The 17,448-nt window shown below is 45.8% G+C and carries 13 protein-coding genes; 7 read left to right on the top strand and 6 right to left on the bottom strand.

Annotated elements, in window-relative coordinates:
* The first annotated feature begins 165 nt into the window (after positions 1-165).
* The 4 genes from AACZ40_RS21075 to AACZ40_RS21060 are packed head-to-tail and all read left to right on the top strand — an operon-like array spanning position 166 to position 5,210.
* Positions 166-2,229 (top strand): glucosyltransferase domain-containing protein, encoded by a 2,064-nt coding sequence (locus tag AACZ40_RS21075; protein ID WP_339675746.1) that lies wholly within the window; start codon positions 166-168, stop codon positions 2,227-2,229.
* On the top strand, positions 2,213-3,337 hold the full coding sequence (locus tag AACZ40_RS21070; RefSeq protein ID WP_291168806.1) for a DegT/DnrJ/EryC1/StrS family aminotransferase: 1,125 nt from the start codon (positions 2,213-2,215) through the stop codon (positions 3,335-3,337). Before AACZ40_RS21075 ends, AACZ40_RS21070 begins: the two co-directional genes overlap by 17 nt.
* Before the next feature lies 1 nt (position 3,338).
* Positions 3,339-4,289, top strand: coding sequence for a glycosyltransferase family 2 protein (locus tag AACZ40_RS21065; RefSeq protein WP_291168808.1), 951 nt, complete (start codon positions 3,339-3,341; stop codon positions 4,287-4,289).
* A 3-nt stretch (positions 4,290-4,292) separates the two neighbouring features.
* Positions 4,293-5,210 carry a hypothetical protein gene (locus tag AACZ40_RS21060; RefSeq protein WP_291168810.1) on the top strand — a complete coding sequence of 306 codons (918 nt, stop codon included), beginning with the start codon at positions 4,293-4,295 and terminating at the stop codon, positions 5,208-5,210.
* A 176-nt stretch (positions 5,211-5,386) separates the two neighbouring features.
* Here the strand turns inward: AACZ40_RS21060 and AACZ40_RS21055 are convergent, their stop codons facing one another.
* From AACZ40_RS21055 to AACZ40_RS21030, 6 genes are all read right to left on the bottom strand, one after another.
* Positions 5,387-6,355, bottom strand: a complete 969-nt coding sequence (locus AACZ40_RS21055) for a glycosyltransferase family 2 protein (RefSeq protein ID WP_291168811.1) — start codon at positions 6,353-6,355, stop codon at positions 5,387-5,389.
* Positions 6,339-8,522, bottom strand: a complete 2,184-nt coding sequence (locus AACZ40_RS21050) for a glycosyltransferase (protein WP_291168813.1) — start codon at positions 8,520-8,522, stop codon at positions 6,339-6,341. The genes AACZ40_RS21055 and AACZ40_RS21050 overlap by 17 nt, the downstream gene beginning before the upstream one ends.
* A gap of 11 nt (positions 8,523-8,533) precedes the next feature.
* The gene (locus AACZ40_RS21045; RefSeq protein WP_291168815.1) at positions 8,534-9,523 is read right to left on the bottom strand and encodes a class I SAM-dependent methyltransferase; all 990 of its coding nucleotides are present in this window, start codon (positions 9,521-9,523) and stop codon (positions 8,534-8,536) included.
* A gap of 146 nt (positions 9,524-9,669) precedes the next feature.
* Positions 9,670-10,497, bottom strand: a complete 828-nt coding sequence (locus AACZ40_RS21040; RefSeq protein ID WP_291168817.1) for a WxcM-like domain-containing protein — start codon at positions 10,495-10,497, stop codon at positions 9,670-9,672.
* Between the two features lie 994 nt (positions 10,498-11,491).
* Entirely contained in the window at positions 11,492-12,514 is a 1,023-nt protein-coding gene (rfbB, locus tag AACZ40_RS21035) for a dTDP-glucose 4,6-dehydratase (protein ID WP_291168819.1), read from the bottom strand.
* A gap of 371 nt (positions 12,515-12,885) precedes the next feature.
* The gene (locus AACZ40_RS21030) at positions 12,886-13,650 is read right to left on the bottom strand and encodes a class I SAM-dependent methyltransferase (RefSeq protein WP_291168821.1); all 765 of its coding nucleotides are present in this window, start codon (positions 13,648-13,650) and stop codon (positions 12,886-12,888) included.
* A 559-nt stretch (positions 13,651-14,209) separates the two neighbouring features.
* Here AACZ40_RS21030 and AACZ40_RS21025 point away from each other — a divergent pair.
* The 3 genes from AACZ40_RS21025 to AACZ40_RS21015 form a co-directional block, all read left to right on the top strand.
* Positions 14,210-14,362 (top strand): hypothetical protein, encoded by a 153-nt coding sequence (locus AACZ40_RS21025; RefSeq protein WP_291168823.1) that lies wholly within the window; start codon positions 14,210-14,212, stop codon positions 14,360-14,362.
* A 345-nt stretch (positions 14,363-14,707) separates the two neighbouring features.
* Positions 14,708-16,183, top strand: a complete 1,476-nt coding sequence (locus AACZ40_RS21020) for a nicotinate phosphoribosyltransferase (RefSeq protein WP_291168825.1) — start codon at positions 14,708-14,710, stop codon at positions 16,181-16,183.
* A 49-nt stretch (positions 16,184-16,232) separates the two neighbouring features.
* Positions 16,233-17,448, top strand: a 1,216-nt coding sequence (locus AACZ40_RS21015; RefSeq protein WP_339675737.1) for a nitrilase-related carbon-nitrogen hydrolase, incomplete at its 3' end; no start/stop codon positions are given.

The raw sequence follows: 17,448 nt of genomic DNA, 5'->3' as shown, positions 1-17,448 counted from the left end.
GTTAAATCAGGGGATGAATCATTTACTGTTTTCCATACCAGGTGATTTACTCAAACAGTCATTACGAATTGATCTGATGAATATTACAGAAGAATATGAAATTCAAAATCTTAAATTTCTGAGGAAAAAGGCCTGGGGCAATAAAGTCAATCACGGGACACCTCAATGAGTGATAATATGTCTGAAAATCAGCCCCTTTTAATCAAATGGATTAAAAAAGAGCGTTACTGGCTAAGTTATCTGTTGGTGCTGTGCTGTTTTTCGTTTACTTACGAACTGTTCAATTTTACCCTTTCGATTGATGAAGAAAATTATGCGGAAAGATTAAGGCCAGATGTATCACACTATCTTGACTGGGTAGAGCAGGGACGCTGGTCAATGTACCTGCTTAATTACTTATATCCAGCAAATCCCATTATCCCATTTGCTCCTTTTTTCTTCTCGCTGGTATGTTCCGCATTGTCTTTCTCTTTGATCGTTAGGATTCTCTCCTCAGAGCGAACAGTTAGGGATTATATCGCCGCGCCTCTGTTTATGGCTTGCCCCACTCTTTATTACATATATAGCTTTAACACATTAAATTATGGGGTTGGCATAGGTTTTTTAACAGGAGCCTTGTCAGTATATATTTTTATTTTCTGGCGTGGAAAAATCAACTGGCTCATTTCTGTATTATTAATTGCTTTCACGATTGGCGTCTATCAAGCGTTTCTACCCTGGCTAATAACCTTATGCTGTTTTTCGATATTAAGGGAATGCATAGAAGACCGTATTGATGTTAAACAGAAGTTCCACTCACTCCTTTCGTTTCTGTTTTTTGTAGGGTCGGGTTTCATAGTATACTACCTGTTTTTGTATGTTTTTCGATTCTATTTAAATATTGAACCAGATGAATACATAGATTCATTTGTTAGATTTCAGTTCAGCTATGAATACATTTCCCAAACAGCTTCAAATATTATCTCGTCAATGAAAAATACTTATCTTGGCAGAGATGATATTTATGACCAGAATATTTATTCGCTTTTTTTTGTGTTCACTCTGGCGGTATCTGTTGTTCTCTTTCAAATACTGCATAAATCATCTTCATTCGCCAGCAAGCTTACTGGTCTGATGCTTTTGTTTTTAATCGTGTCAGCACCTTTTTCATTGAATCTGCTTAATGAAGGTGTAATGCCTACCAGAGCGCTGTTGGCAGTACCACTGGTACTTAGCGGCCTTGTTTTTCTGTCACTTTCAATTTCTTCACAAGCAATCCGGGCACTGATCATTCTGGGAGTGGTGACAACTCTATTTCAGTTCATTTCGATTAATAATCGATTTGCCTTTTCTGATTATATCACGTGGCAAGCGGATCGGTCCTTGAGTATACGGATATTGAATCGTATCGATGAACTGGATTATGGGCCGAATGTCAGACCAACAGATAAAAAAGCCTACGCGTTGGTAGGACATATCACTCGAGAAAAATATTCTTTGATTGTAGAAAAAGAGTCTCTCGGTGCCTCGTTTTATAGTTGGGATCAGGGAAGTGTCCACCGTGTATTATCGATGATGCGATCGATGGGAGTTGATGAATTTCGCCCGGCAACATTAGAAGAACAACGGTCCATAATGCAATATGCAGATCGTATGCCTGTCTGGCCTGCAAACGGCTCAGTGGCCTTGAAAAACGGAATTACAATTGTCAAATTAGGCCCTTATTCATCTCCACAGCTTTCGATGCTCTGTACTGATGAAATTCCCTGTGCCATGTGTCGAGTTCAATACAATCCCGGGTTTGGGGGAATCCGAATAATAGAACCGGATACTGAGATCGATAAATCAGAACTGATTTTTGATTTGAAGACAGATCTGGATCAGGTCAGGTTTGTCAATTCCACAGGAAAATTAGAGCAAGACCAGGTCACCGTGAATGTTAGGAATGTGCCGGGACAGATTTACATACCGTCATTAAAAGCTGATGGAGGTGATACAGTTTTCTTACGCTGTGATATGAGTTCCCCTGCAGATACGACATTGTTTTTCTTTTATCGCTATAAAAATCAAGCAGAGTACGTTGCAAGAAATCAGCTGCAGATCAAGTTAAATCAGGGGATGAATCATTTACTGTTTTCCATACCAGGTGATTTACTCAAAGAGTCATTACGAATTGATCCGGGATTCGAGCCCGGTATTTATAAGATCAAACATTTAGAGATGTATAAACAAAATGAAAATCCTCTTTAATCAGCCTAAACGCGAAAATGATGCATTCGCGCAGGAAATTAATTTGGCCATCGAACAGGTCATTGAAAGCGGCATTTATATTCTGGGCAGCAATGTTACTGCGTTCGAGCAGGAGTTTGCTCAATATTGTCAGACGCGTCATTGTTGTGCAGTAGGCAATGGGACTGACGCACTGGAAATTGCCTTAAGGGCTTTAGGTGTGGGGCCGGGTGACGAAGTGATCACCGTTGCCAATGCCGGCGGTTATTCCACCACAGCCTGTAATCTGGTGGGAGCGGTTCCCGTATATGTGGATGTGGAACCTGACCATCTACTGCTTGATTATCGGTCAGTTCCTGCAGCAGTCTCGCCTCGAACTCGATGCGTGATTGCCACACATTTATACGGTCAGGCAGTCAATGTAAGAGAACTAAGAGCAACATTAGATGCAGCCGGATATCAAAACATAAAAATTCTGGAGGACTGTGCTCAGGCGCATGGGGCTATGGTGGGGGGAGAAATTGTTGGTTCTCTCGCAGACATTGCAACTTTCAGTTTTTATCCGACGAAAAACCTGAGTGCGCTCGGCGACGGTGGGGCGATTACCACTTCACATGATGAACTGGCCGAACGTTGTCGCTGCTTACGACAGTATGGCTGGACTTCAAAGTATCGCAGTGATGTCCCCGATGGCCGTAACAGTCGTCTGGATGAATTACAGGCAGCGATTCTGCGAGTCAAACTGAGGCACTTGAATGCCTTTAATGAAAAACGTCGTGCGATCTGCAATCATCTGAATCAGACCTGCCAGGGGATCGTCGATGTTGTGACCACTCCGGCTGAAGGGAATGTGAGTCATTTGTTTGTTGCACGTCATCCCCTGCGGGATCAGATCTGTCAGGAACTGATTGAAAACGGTGTTGCTACCGATATCCATTACCCGGTGCTGGACCTGAACCAGAATTCTCTCAGTGCCAGGTCGTTTCGCGCAGTCGATCTTCCACATTCACAGCAGGCCACACAGGAAATCTTTTCCCTGCCCTGCTATACCGGAATTACTGACGAGGAACTGGATTACATCAGGCAGATCTTTGAATCGAAAATAGCGGTAATTGTAAAGGGGCATTGAATTGTCTAAACCTGTTTGCTCACTGATCATTCCGGTCTATAAAAATGAAGCAAATCTTCAAGATCTATTGAGTGCGCTGACTGAATTAAATCAGAAAGCTCCCTGTCAGATGGAAGTCATATTTGTCATCGACGGGAGTCCCGACCGCTGCTATGAAATTCTCCTGAAGCAGCTGGATGATTTTCCCTTTGCTTCCCAATTAATATTGCTCTCCCGAAATTTTGGGTCATTTGCAGCAATCCGTGCCGGATTGCAGGCGGGAACAGGAGAGTATTTTGCGGTGATGGCAGCTGATCTGCAGGAACCACCCGAACTGGTGCTGGAGATGTGGTCAGAGTTAACAGCCGGAGATGTGGATGTAGTGATTGCTGTCCGTGAATCCAGGGATGATCCATTTATGACAAAGCTGCCTTCATCGATATTCTGGGGACTTTATCGCCGCTTTGTGGTTCCCGACGTCCCGCCGGGAGGTGTTGACATTTTCGGTTGTAATCGCGCTTTTCGGGATCAGCTCCTGCAACTGGAAGAACGGCACAGTTCCCTGATTGCACAGATGTTCTGGGTCGGGTTTCGCCGTAAATATATCAGTTATGAACGTCAGGAGCGTAAGCATGGGAAATCGGCTTGGACTCTGAGAAAGAAAATCAACTACCTGATGGACAGTACATTTGCCTTTACGGATCTACCTATCCGACTGTTGATTCATCTGGGTGGGCTGACAACATGTTTATCTGCTCTTTTCGGACTGCTGGTGATCATATTTCGCCTGTTAAACTGGATTGAAGTCCCAGGTTATACAGCCACGGTTATTACCATTGTTTTCTTTGGCGCATTTAATATTTTTGCTTTAGGGATAGTGGGTTCTTATGCGTGGCGTACTTATGAAAATACAAAATCCAGGCCATTACACATCGTGCTGCGCGAACACCAATTCCCATCATCTAAGGACTGATCCATGGATTCAGGGTTAAGCCCTTTTCAGCAGCGTGCCTTTTTTTACTCACCATTCAGTTTCTGGCGGGATCAGACCGCCGAGATTTCTACAGCAGTATTGAACGAGTTGACCGCTTCACAGGAATCCGGCAGCCTGGAGAGTCGCGGCAATACCGTTCGTATCTGGTTTAAAAAACTGGACTGGGATTCGAATTATTTTCAATGTCCCACCGTAAGACTCGACTTCGTTGAATGGGACAGTCAGATTCAGGATCCACGGTCTGAAATTGCAAAGTTAATTCTGGATCTGAAGCAGGAACTGATAGAAAAGTATCAGCGATTTTATTTGTTTTCCGAGGTCCCCTCCGAAGATAAGCTCGTATTGCAGGCTTTAGGGCAGGCGGGGATGAGATTAGTGGAAACGCGACTGACTTATTATCGAGGTCAGCTGGATCAACTGCCGCCTGAAAACGGTTTTCGAGTCAGAAAGGCTGTCGAAGCAGATATCCCCCATTTACGACAGGTAGCGAAAATCGCTCGAAATGACTTTGACCGTTTCCATGCAGATCCTTTCTTTTCCAGCGAGACTGCTGATGAATTTCTCGCTGAATATGTCGAACAATGTGTAAGGGGGTTAACGGATGTGGTACTCGTACCAGATATCGATATGAACCCTCCAGGTGCATTCATATGTGGATCTGCAAATATTGGTTCAGTTAATGGCAACACTTTAGGAAGACTGGTTTTGACAGCAGTCGATGAATCACGCAGGGGGGGATATAAAAAGTTGAATCATTCTCTGCTGCAATGGATGGGGCAGCAAGGAGTGTCCTGCATCGTAAATACAACGCAATCGACTAACAGAGCCGTAATTCATGTGAGCGAATCTCTGGGTTACAAATATGGTAGATCAACACACCTGTTCGCTGTTGACGGTTAACCCGCTCTATTCTTGATGACCTGTACTTCCCTTGAAATTCAGCAGTATCGCTGGCGGTAAATTGAAGATTGCAGATATTACCCCGTTAGGGGAAATCTATTTTTGCGGTCACATTTACCCTGTCAAGCTGATTGAATAGCTACCTGGCAGTTTTGAAACAGTAGATAATAAGCAGATTAATTCTGACGCTCATTTACCGCCAGAGCAGCTGGTTTCGCATCCCAGGTGAGCGATTTTAGATGTTCCAGCAGACGCTTTCCTGAAAAATAACACACAAGCAATCCAAAGCGTGACCAGACTCCCAGGGCAACCAGCCATATCAGGAAAAGGGGGTATTGATGCCGGAAAAACTTATAATAAAACCGCATCATTCCTTTGTGTTTATTCCATTCCACAAACAGGGGGCGTGAACGACTGCAGGCTCCCTGAAAATGTGTGATTTTTGCGTCAGGAACGAACATGATTTTCCAGTTATGTTTGCGGAAGCTCATACACCAGTCCAGATCTTCGCAATGCAGGAAATAGTTTTCATCGAGGCCTCCTACATCTTCGTAAGCCGTTCTTGAAACCAGCATACAAGCACCCGAGATTGCTTCGACTTCGACAGGCTCTTCGGGTAGAGGCTGTTGGTGTAGATTGAAGTCTGAAAACAGGTGAGGAAATCGATTCTTCAGACGCGAGAGATGAAAAACACGGACCAGGGACCGCCAGGGGGTGGGGACTGCACGACGACAGCCAATCTGCTCGGAGCCATCACTGTTCTGAATCAGCCCTCCCGCCATGCCCAATCTGGAGTCAGATTTCAGGCATGCGATCATTATTGAAATTGCGTTCGGGTGGATTTTACAGTCGGGGTTTAAATACAGCAGATAGTCCCCTGTGACCCGCCTTGCTCCCATATTACAGGCCACGGCAAAGCCAAGATTATCTTCATTATGGATAATCTGCAGCTTTCCTTCAGGCACAGTCACAGATTTCAACAATGACAGGCTGTTATCGGACGAGGCATTATCAACGATCGCGATATTAATATCTGCATCCACTTGTAGAAGTGATTCGATGCACAGGAGCAGTTTTTCGCCCGAATTGTAGTTTACGATGATAACTCCAACTTCAGGCCTGTCATAATTAGCTCGTGAGTTCATGTATAGGCTTCTTTGATAACCACTGTTTGAATTTTCGCTGGAATTCGAACGGAACCATCTGGCTTAGAAGACGACCTGCAGCAGTTCCCCTGAAATGAAAGATTTTCACTAAAATGCGTTCAGAGCGGGATAGCTGTTTTTCGAATGGTTCTAGTACCAGAAATGATGTTATCCATTCGTTGCTCAGGTAATAGGCTTTTACTTTCGCCGGACATTTTAAATTTGCCAAATATTGCTTTTCATAAAATCCGTCGACTGAATATTCTGGATGATCAGGCAGGAATTCTGCTGCTTCCTCGGGAGCACCCTCTGTCTTTAATTTTGAAAATAATTTGATCATTTCATCGGGAGATGATTTCCAGGGGTAGACCTGTGCCGCTGGGTGCTTGCTGACCCGTTCTGGGAAGGCACCAATGTCAGGTACAACGACTGGAATCCCTGCGAACAGAGCTTCGCTCAGTGTGTAACTGTAAGTTTCGGGCCATTGGGCTGGTAACCAGATCAGATCCGGCTTAATTTTTGCCAGCTTTGCAGCCAGATCTTCTGACTTGTAGGGGCCATGAGTTTTGATGCAAACATTCAGCGGGCGATACGCATAGCCCATTAAATGAAATTCCAGCTTGATGCCCTGACTCTGTGCCATCACCGCTGTTTTCTCCAGCAGTTCGGCTCCTTTAACACGGCTTATTGCGCCAAGCGTCAAAATTTTCAAAGTCTTTTTATTAGGCTTCCATTTAGTCGGAGAGGGATAATCGGCAAGCTCCGAATCGGGATGATAAGCCGCCTGACAATCCACTTCGGGAAAATAGCTACTGAATATTTCGGCCGTACTTATGGAAGGAGTAATAATTCGCTGACATTTACTTAAAAAATTCCGCATTTCATTTCGCCAGTCTTCCGGACTGCCTTTGCAGGGCAGGGGAACTGCCTGGGCACACAATTGATCTCTGGTGTCAGGATCAGTACAGTAAGTTCCCTTCTTATTCGTGAGTGTCGGATTTCCGTTCACGCAATAGAAGTCATGAACTGTAAAGTTCAGTTCAACGCCCAGATCATCTCCCAGATTTCGCAGGAGAGGATGGATATTGATCAGGTGGTGAAAATGAATTAATGATAAACCAAGAATGTTCAGCAGGTACAGCAGGTCCTGATATTGCTCGGGTATTTGAAACTGAAACTCTTCTTCAAATTGGTCAAATGAAAGAGAATAGGTCTGATTTTCTTTCTGTTTGAGGACCAGAAAATGAGCCTGATGTCGGTAGAGTTGGATCAGTTCCTGAATATGAGTTTCAATTCCACCATTCAGGTTATGGCTGACAAGCAATATTTTCGGCAATTGTGACTGACAGATCATATCCAGGTAGGCCCGGACGCGAAAAATCTTGGCGGGATCATTTTGAATGTGATCTGCGATACTCTCATGGTAGCCCGGATGAAGTTCTTCCAGCTTTGCCATTGCGTGTTCAACCAGAGCCTCTTTCTTGGTAGAGAAACTGACACTTCCCACATGCGCGACGAACGTATCCAGACAATAAATGTTTTCCCAGCCCAATTTACTTGCACGGCAGCAGAAATCGTTTTCTTCACCATAGCCTTTGCCAAAAGCTTCTTCATTCAATATTCCCACTTCTTTCAGGCATTTGCGTCGAATGAACATGCAAAAGCCGACACCAGTTGGAATCTCTACACTACACCCATAATTAACCGTAGAAAAGACTTTGTCGAGTTGCGCGACTTCCATTTGCGGGAGTGGGTTTTCCTGACAGAAATTGGGAAAACTGCAAATAGTCGCGTTATTTGATACGGGAGTTACGGTCCCGATATTTGGTTTTGAATAGGCACAATCGATCAGACGGTCGATCCAGTTATTGGCGACGATCGTATCGCTATTCAACAGAATAACATCTCGATTTGTGGAGAGGGTCATGCCTTTATTGACTGTTCGCACAAATCCGAGATTTGTTTCATTTTCAATAAACTGAATCTGGTTTTCTTTACAATACCCACGCAGCCATTCCACCAGTTCCTGATTTGGACTCTGATCGTTGATCACAATTACATTGCACTCGATCTGGTTCTCTGAGAGTGATTCTGCTAGTGAAATCAGGCAGTTTCGGGTCTCGCTGAGTCCGTCATAGACCGGTATGATAATGTCTACTAATTGCATTGTATGATCCTTTAATTCTGTATGGAAAGCTGATCTGTAAGGTCTGAAATATGGCATTCCTGGTCTCTGACATGGACCTGTGTGTCAGTAAATAATTTTCCAGCGTGCTCCAGTTGAACGTTCAGGGATAATAGCCGTTTGTCTTTTCGGGCAATCATCATCTGGGCGACCATGATTTTCTTTGATTTCTCTTCCAGTTTATCTTGCAATTCAACAAGTTCATGTTCCAGTTTATGAATCTGCCCGTAACACTGATCAAGAAGGTCTTGGAAATACTGGCTTTGTTTTTTGAATGAGTGACTTAGAATCGCATTCCCATAAAACTCCACTTTCCTCTTCCAGGCTTCCTGTTGAACTGGTGGCAGTGCACATGCCTGTGAAATCCATTCTGGTGGATTTGTGCCGACAGCGAGTACTCCCAAACCATAAGAATGTGTAAGCTCAAAACCGGGATACTGATTTGTAAGTTCCTCCCAGAGTTTCCATACTCCAAAATTACCGTATCGGACAACTGTATCGTGGAATAAAACCACTCCACGATCTGACATCTTTGGTAGCCAGGTATCGAAGTCATGTTTGACTGCTTCGTAAGTATGCAAGCCATCAATGTGTAATAAATCGATACTTCCATCCTCAAAGTGCGGAAGCGCTTCGTCAAATTTCATTCTCATTAATGTCGAAAATGATTGATATCGTTCGTCATGATAAGCTGAAAGGACTTCGTAAATATTTTCTCCGTACAGGTCTTCGGCAGTTCCGGCATGTTCATCGCCTTCCCAGGTATCAACGGAAAAGCACTTCGTTTCTGATTGGAAATGAGCGACCGCCTGGCAAAATGCCAGATACGAATCTCCTTTATGTGTACCAAGTTCCACAAACCGTTTCGGCTTGAGTTGGCTGATGAGTTCAAAAGCAAATGGAATATGTCCATGCCATGAATTGATATCGCTTAAAAATTCCGGTTCTAGAATTGAGTAAAATGTTGAAAGATCTGATTGCATGATTATCCAGTATTTATATTCAAAAGACGAAAATGAACTGTGGTGAAGTCAATAGCTTTTCAAAGCTTTGAAACAGGATAGATGTTAGAAAGTCTTGCGATCATTTGCTGGATGGAATGTGAATCGCCTGAATCTCTTATTAAGCATCAAGCTACCTTTTTTACGAGTTCCAGAAAGTGAGAGTAATCGCGAATATAATCATCAGGATCATAATACTCAGAGGCGAATACCAGGAGAACGGCGTCGGATGAGTAATTGTACTGGATGCCCCAGGTCATCGGAGGGAGATAAATTCCTGCCTGTGGTCGATCCAGTAAAATTTCATCCCGGAGAGTTCCATCATCTACAACGACACTTACACTGCCCTTGACGGCAATCAGAAATTGGGCACAAGTGAAATGGGCATGTTCTCCCCGGGTTTCGGCAGTAGGGACGTCATAAACCAGAAAATAGCGTTTGGGAGCAAAAGGGATCTCTTTTTCGAATTCACCAACTGAGAGGCTTCCTCTTAAATCTGGCACCATATTGAAATTGTGGAACGTCACTCCATTCACACGCAGGGGATGCGTAGCTGCCGCGATGGATTTGTTTTCATGGCCAGCATTTTGTTCCTTAAGAATCTCAGATGTCTTAACATATCCGATGATTTTGGCTGGGTTCCCTTCCACGATAGCAAGCGGAGGGACCGAACGTGTTACCACTGATCCTGGATTAACACGGGAGAGGACTCCTAGATTGATTCCTGGATAAATCGTTGAATTGGCACCGACTTCTGCATTTTCTTCGATCACTGTCGAGGCGTTTTCGTTCTCATCACTTCCCAGAATAACAGTGTGAGGACCAATTTTAGCAGTTTCGTGGATAACGACATTCGGACCAATATAACATCCTTCCGGACTCTTTCGGGAGTCGTCAGACTTCATTGAAAATTCATCGTCTGAAAAGACTTTTAGCTTTTTGGCAGTAGTTGCCATTGGTACTCCTTTACCATTTCCACTGAAAATCGTTACAAAAAGATGTAGTCAAGATCTCTTATATTGATTGAGTTTTTTATGTAGATAATAGATAGACATAAGTGTATGTGTGTGTCGATTTTGTCATATGCCGTTCTAAATAAGTCATGAAGTGGGGTGTAATATCAAAAAATAGTTTATTCTGCAATTCGAATTCAATCATTTAATTACAGGTGGTTTATGCTGGAAAGTTAACAGATATGGCAAAAATACACGATTAATCTCGACCATCGCGATTTCATATTTGCATTTTTATGATGCATCAATAATCGACTGAACTCAGGCCTTCGGCTGCCCGAACTAGCTGCACGGTGCAGACCGTCAGCGTCTGATGTCTATCGACCCTGCCATTGAGTTCGGAAAGACATCATCTGAAGGCCCATTCATCTCACTGATCTTGGGGGGCAATAAATGGATCATCAGTGAATACAGCACGATTTTCTGATGCTGATAGAGGTGAATAATTGCTGTGAATACGGCCGGTAACAAAACAATGATTCCCTGTACCGCTAGATGAACGATCGCGTCGAGGGAGGAGATTCGTCTCAATATATTCAATGGCTTGAGTTTTTACGGAATCCATCAGAGAGGGTGCTGTTGAATGGACTTACAGGAGTCACCCATTGAAGAGTGACCTGCTTTCAATCTTTGTGCAGCAAGATATTATTTGATGCTTCCATAAATCATCTATTCAGAAAACCGGTAATTCTTATTCAATCATTGAGTAAAAATGGCATAGAGTGAAATTGGACGGATCGGTTCCACGACCAATGCCATTCCGTAATTCCTGGATATTGACCAGATCGAGCCAGACATATTCTGTTGGGATGACACCCTCGAAGCCTGGCAGCGATGGCTCGTTGAGACTGTCATTTGTTGTTAGGGAATCGTACCACTTACGTGCGCGTACATCTCATTTAATAAGTAATGAAATCACTTTCAGTCATACTACTGATTACGTATTTAAACGGTTGCCATACTGCTGATCGTAATATTTCATGTACTGTCCTGAACGGATTCGATTGACCCATTCCGGGTGATCAAGATACCACTGGACCGTCTCTTTTAGGCCTGTATCAAATTCAGTCTCAGGCTTCCAGCCTAATTCTGCTTCTGCTTTGCTGCAGTCAATCGCATAGCGTAAATCATGTCCTGGTCGGTCTGTGACGTATTTGATAAGTGATTCTGGTTTATTAAGAATAGTCAGGAGCAGTTTTGTGATCTCAATATTCTGCATTTCTGCATTGCCGCCGAAGTTGTAGACCTGGCCAGGCTTTCCTTTTCTTAAAGCGGCATCAATTCCCCGGCAATGGTCGACGACATGAATCCAGTCTCGCACATTGGTTCCTTTGCCGTAGATCGGCAGTGATTTGTCTTCCTGGGCATTGGAGATGAATAACGGGATCAGTTTTTCTGGAAACTGGTAGGGACCGTAGTTATTCGAGCAGCGGGTGATAATCGCGGGAAAATCAAAGGTTTTGACATAACTGCGTACTAACAGGTCAGCCGATGCTTTCGAAGCAGAATACGGACTGTTGGGGGCGATCGGAGTCGTCTCTGTGAATAACCCTTCTGCTCCCAGGCTACCATAAACCTCGTCTGTCGAGACTTGCAGATAGCGTTCGATATTCCGATTGCGTGCTGCATCCAGCAGAACCTGAGTGCCGACGATATTTGTATGAATAAATGGACTGGAATCGAGAATACTTCGATCCACGTGTGACTCGGCTGCAAAATTAACGACAGCATCGAAATCGTTTGAATTGAACAGGGAGTTTACAAAATCAGCGTCTGTAATATCCCCTTTTACAAAGGTGTAACCTGAATGAGATTCAAATTCTTTCAGGTTTTCCAGATTGCCGGCGTAAGTCAATTTGTCGAGGTTCGTTACCGAAATATCCGGATATGCTGCGAGTTGATATCGGACGAAATTTGAACCGATAAATCCACAACCTCCCGTTATTAAAATGTGTTTCATTAGAGTATCCATATCTTCTGAACCGGGGAGATCCTGTTTGTGTTGAGCCTGAAATTGCTCCGGCATACTTTGTGTCTAATCTAACACGATGTCCCCTCGAAACTAGCGTCCGTCTGTTGTTCTCCATCCTCTTGCAGTGGGGGATGTCCGATTCCGAGCTTCCTAAAGGCATGGGGCTTGATGCGAACAGAGTAGTAATAGACTTAGTCTTCCAGCAGTCGTATTAGCTCAGGCAGGGCAAAACCCGTATCACCTCGCAAGGTCGAAGCGGCGATACCGCTCGACACTGGCAAGAGACCACAGTGGTAAATTGACGGCAAATCTGTTGTCTTGAATGTGGATTATAGATTCCCGAAAACCCGGTTCAGCGATCAGGCAGAGATCTTGGTTTGTGTTCCAGAATCATAGTTTTGGGCAGCTTCTTCCTTCAAACGATACAGAGCCGTACATCCATAAATACCATAGAATTCAAATAGGTCCGAATCCAATCCAGTGTTGACTGCCTGGTAGACACCGTAATCCTTGTTGTCCTCTTCACGATTTCGGGGATCATTGAAATCATGGAACAAACAAAATCCACCCGGAGTGATCACAGATGCGAGTTCTCGGCAGACATTCAATACTGGCTCATAGGCATGAGAATGATCAATAAAAGCGAAGGCAAACCGCTTTCCACCATCGCGAAGAGTGCGAATTGCCAAGGCACCTTCCGAGCAAATCGTGGTGACCAGATCCGAAACTTGATTGCGGCGCAGAGTATCAGCCGTTTTTCGGACACATTTCGGGCTCATATCAACGCTGTAGATGTGTTTTTCAGAGGGCGCGTTTCGAACCGCATTTGCCATGATGGTTGTACTCAACCCTCGGAAGGAACCCAGTTCCAGTATGTCACCTTGGGCGAAGTATGCCATTTCATACAACTTCAGCGCGTCTGCCCGGTGCAACCATCCCGGAATATACTTTTGAAGACGCCAGCCTTTGTTTTCCAGTTGAATCAGCGATCCGTTTTTCACTCGACACATGGAGAGTAGTTCATGTGTTGAGTCAATATAACTTTTCTCCGTATCAGAAGTACTGGTTAATTCAAAAGTGGGGCGATATGCCGGGCAGCTCGATCCCAACTCTTTGACCGTCATGAATGTTTCCTGATGTCTGTTCATTTTTCAGAGATCCTTCTCTCGAATAGTTCCAATATGAATGGCAGACTGCGAGGGACAGTCAAATTTGTCGGATGCTATCATTATTCGAGATCCTGTCAAGAAAAGCTGAAAGTACTGTCCATATGAATATTTTTGTTGCTGTAAACGATCATCAGATCGTCGTCTGGGCTTTTTCCTTTACCTGCATGTAACTCATATATTGCGGCACCCCTGGTACGAATCGAGAATAAGCAGCAACTCAGCCCCGTACTTTACGAACAGAAATGCCAGCGGTCACAACTGGCTGAGCAGGCGCTTCATTGGTTATTGATTCGATCACGATTCAGCATGATACTGTGGGACTGTTGAACTGGAGCATATTGCAAAATCAATCAAAGCGGCATTGGTAGAGGACGGTGAGTTCTGGAGTATCGGAGAAAATGTTGGTCGAAATGGGACGCGGCTGCATGAAGATGCTTTGGAAATCGCAAATACTCATTTTACGAATCTTCCACAAAAATACAGACTGAATCGAAATCCGGGAGTTGAATCCCGCATGGATGAGTTCCTGCTGAATCATGATTGCTATCTGGCTACATTTGAAGGCATTCGCAGTCAGGATATGTTGCCGATCTTCAGAAGTGAATTTCGTGAAACAGGCTCAATGGTGTTCGACAGCTTTCTCTGGCGGTTATACAACCTGGCTTAAATTGACTTGGATAATGAACTGGGCAAAGCGTACATTGATTATTCATCGACACTGAGATTGATTTTGTAAATTCTGGTAGCGTCTCTACAGCGTATTGGGGCGTTTTCAAGTGAACTGATTTGGTGGTATCCCTCTTTTGTCGGTAGTATCTCGTGTTTTCCCATACATCCTGCGAATTGTGAGTTAGATCATGCTGCTGCCACGCACACCGTGTTGTGTTAAGTACAATTCGAATACTCATTTTTCCGTGGGCGCTGAGTATCTGGTATTTCAAGGGGAAATAAACAAACGTTGCTTGACTTTATCTGCGATAGTGTCGATAATACACTAACAAGGAGATGAGTCATGTCGAAACTATCCAAGATCTATCAGACCCCGCTGGCTTTGCTGACAGACCTGTATCAGCTGACAATGGCCCAGGGCTACTGGAAATCAGGTCGTTCCGAACAGGAAGCGGTGTTTCATCTGTTCTTTCGTAAAAATCCCTTTCAGGGTGGATTTACGATCGCCGCTGGGCTTGAGTATGTGCTCGATTATCTGAACCAGTTTCAATTCACGGACAGTGATATTGATTATCTGGCCGGCCTGGAAGGAAACGATGGCGCGGCTCTCTTTTCCGGTGAGTTTTTACGTTACCTGAGCCAGCTGGAACTTCGCTGTGATCTCGACGCCGTCCCTGAAGGGACTGTCGTCTTTCCCCATGAACCACTGGTCCGGGTGAAGGGGCCCATCCTGCAGTGTCAGCTCCTGGAAACAGCGCTCCTGAATCTGGTCAATTATCAGTCTCTGATCGCCACCAAGTCCGCCCGCATCTGTGCTGCTGCCGGATCTGATCCGGTGCTGGAGTTCGGCCTCAGACGCGCCCAGGGAATCGATGGAGGCCTGGCCGCCAGCCGCGCCGCCTATCTGGGAGGCTGTTCTGCCACATCGAATGTACTGGCAGGAAAGCTGTTTTCGATTCCCGTGAAAGGCACACACGCTCACAGCTGGGTCATGTCCTTTGACGATGAACTGTCTGCGTTCGAAGAATACGCGGAGGCGATGCCGAACAATTGTGTGTTTCTGGTAGATACCTATGACACGTTGGATGGCGTGCGGAATGCGATCCAGGTGGGGCTCCAATTGCGTGAAGCGGGGCATGAAATGGTGGGGATTCGCCTCGACTCGGGTGACCTGGCCTATCTCAGTATCGAAGCGCGGCAGTTGCTGGATGAAGCCGGCTTGACGAAGGTTGCCATCGTCGCCAGCAATGATCTGGATGAAGGCATCATCACCAGCCTCAAATCGCAGGGGGCAACGATCGCGGTCTGGGGCGTGGGAACAAAGCTGGTCACCGCCTACGATCAGCCGGCGCTGGGAGGCGTTTACAAACTCGGGGCAATCCAGAATGAAACCGGCGTCTGGGAGCGCAAACTCAAACTCTCGGAACAGGCTATTAAAACATCCACTCCCGGTATTCTGCAGGTGCGCCGCTTCTTCAATACGGAAGGAGCGATTGCCGACATGATCTATGATGAATTAAATCCACAACCCGTCAGCGATATTGTGGTCGATCCCCTGGATCCGACCCGACGTCGTCTGCTCAGCCGGGACCTGAAAGCAGAAGATCTGCTGATCCCCGTTGTCAGGTCAGGAAAAGCCGTCAACGACTGCGAATCACTGACGGAGATTCGGCAGCGTGTCCAGCTGCAACTCTCACAGTTTCATACCAGTATCCGCCGTCATACCGCGCCGCATCAGTATCCGGTGGGACTCGAACAGGAACTGCATGAATTTAAAACAGCAGAAATACTCAGAGCACGGCACCCTCATCCGCTGTAGTGGAATTCGTAAGTAGGAAAAACAAGGAAAGAAAGTGAGATAAACGGCCATGCAACTCATTCAGGTCGCTGCAGTTGCTCTCAACCAGACGCCGCTGGACTGGACAGGCAATCTAAAACAGATTCAATCAGCAATTTCCACGGCACGCGCAGATGGCGCCAGCCTGATCTGTCTGCCTGAATTATGCATCACTGGCTATGGTTGTGAAGATGCGTTCTTTTCACCCGATGTGCAACGGAGAGCCCTGCACGCACTGCAGAAAATACTTCCCTTGACGGAAGGCATCATCGTTTCGGTGGGGCTTCCCCTGTTCCACGGAGGCGCACTTTATAACTGTGCCTGCCTGATCGCCGATCAACGGATCCTGGGCTTTGTCGCGAAAAATCATCTGGCAGGAGACGGGATTCACTACGAACCACGCTGGTTCAAGGCCTGGAATTCGCCCCATGTGAGTCAGGTTGAAATCGAAGGTCAATCGTATCCGCTGGGGAATCTGATTTTTGAATGCGGTGGCATTCGCATTGGTTTTGAAATCTGTGAAGATGCCTGGGCGGCCCGCCGTCCGGGGCGCGATTTATCTCAAGCCGCCGTCGATCTGATTCTCAATCCCAGTGCCAGCCACTTCGCCTTTGGCAAACAGGAGATCCGTCGCCGCCTGGTACTGGAAAGTTCCCGCGCTTATGGCGTCAGTTATCTCTATTCCAATCTGCTGGGCAACGAAGCGGGGCGTGTGATCTATGATGGAGCCACGTTGATCACCGGCAATGGTGCCCTACTGGCAGAAGGGCCGCGGCTCTCATTTCAGGACGTCGTCGTCACCTCGGCTGTGATCGACATTGATCTGACGCGCATGAATCGAGCCCGCCTGGTGAGCTTTCAGCCAGATCAACAGGGGCAGAGTGAACGCCGGGTGGTCGCGTCGTTTCGGTTTCCACAGATTGCACCTGACCCCGCCATTCCCGCAGCAGCAACCTGGGAAACTTCGCAAGCCGTCAAAGCAGAAGAGTTCTCCCGCGCCGTTGCTCTGGGGCTGTTTGATTACCTGCGCAAAAGTCGCTCTCATGGCTTTGTGATTTCCCTGAGTGGCGGAGCCGATTCTTCTGCCGTCGCAGCACTCGTCTGGCTTCTGGTGAAACTGGGAATCGCTGAGCTGGGACTTCAGACCTTCCGGTCAAAGTTATCTCACATTCCCGAACTCACACAAGCTACAGCATCAGACGATCTGGTCTTCCGTTTGCTCACATGCGTCTATCAGTCGACGCGCA

This window comes from uncultured Gimesia sp., assembly GCF_963972345.1.
Lineage (GTDB): Bacteria > Planctomycetota > Planctomycetia > Planctomycetales > Planctomycetaceae > Gimesia.
The sequence above is the reverse complement of the archived record's forward strand: the minus strand, read 5'-3'. Positions and strand labels throughout refer to the sequence as shown.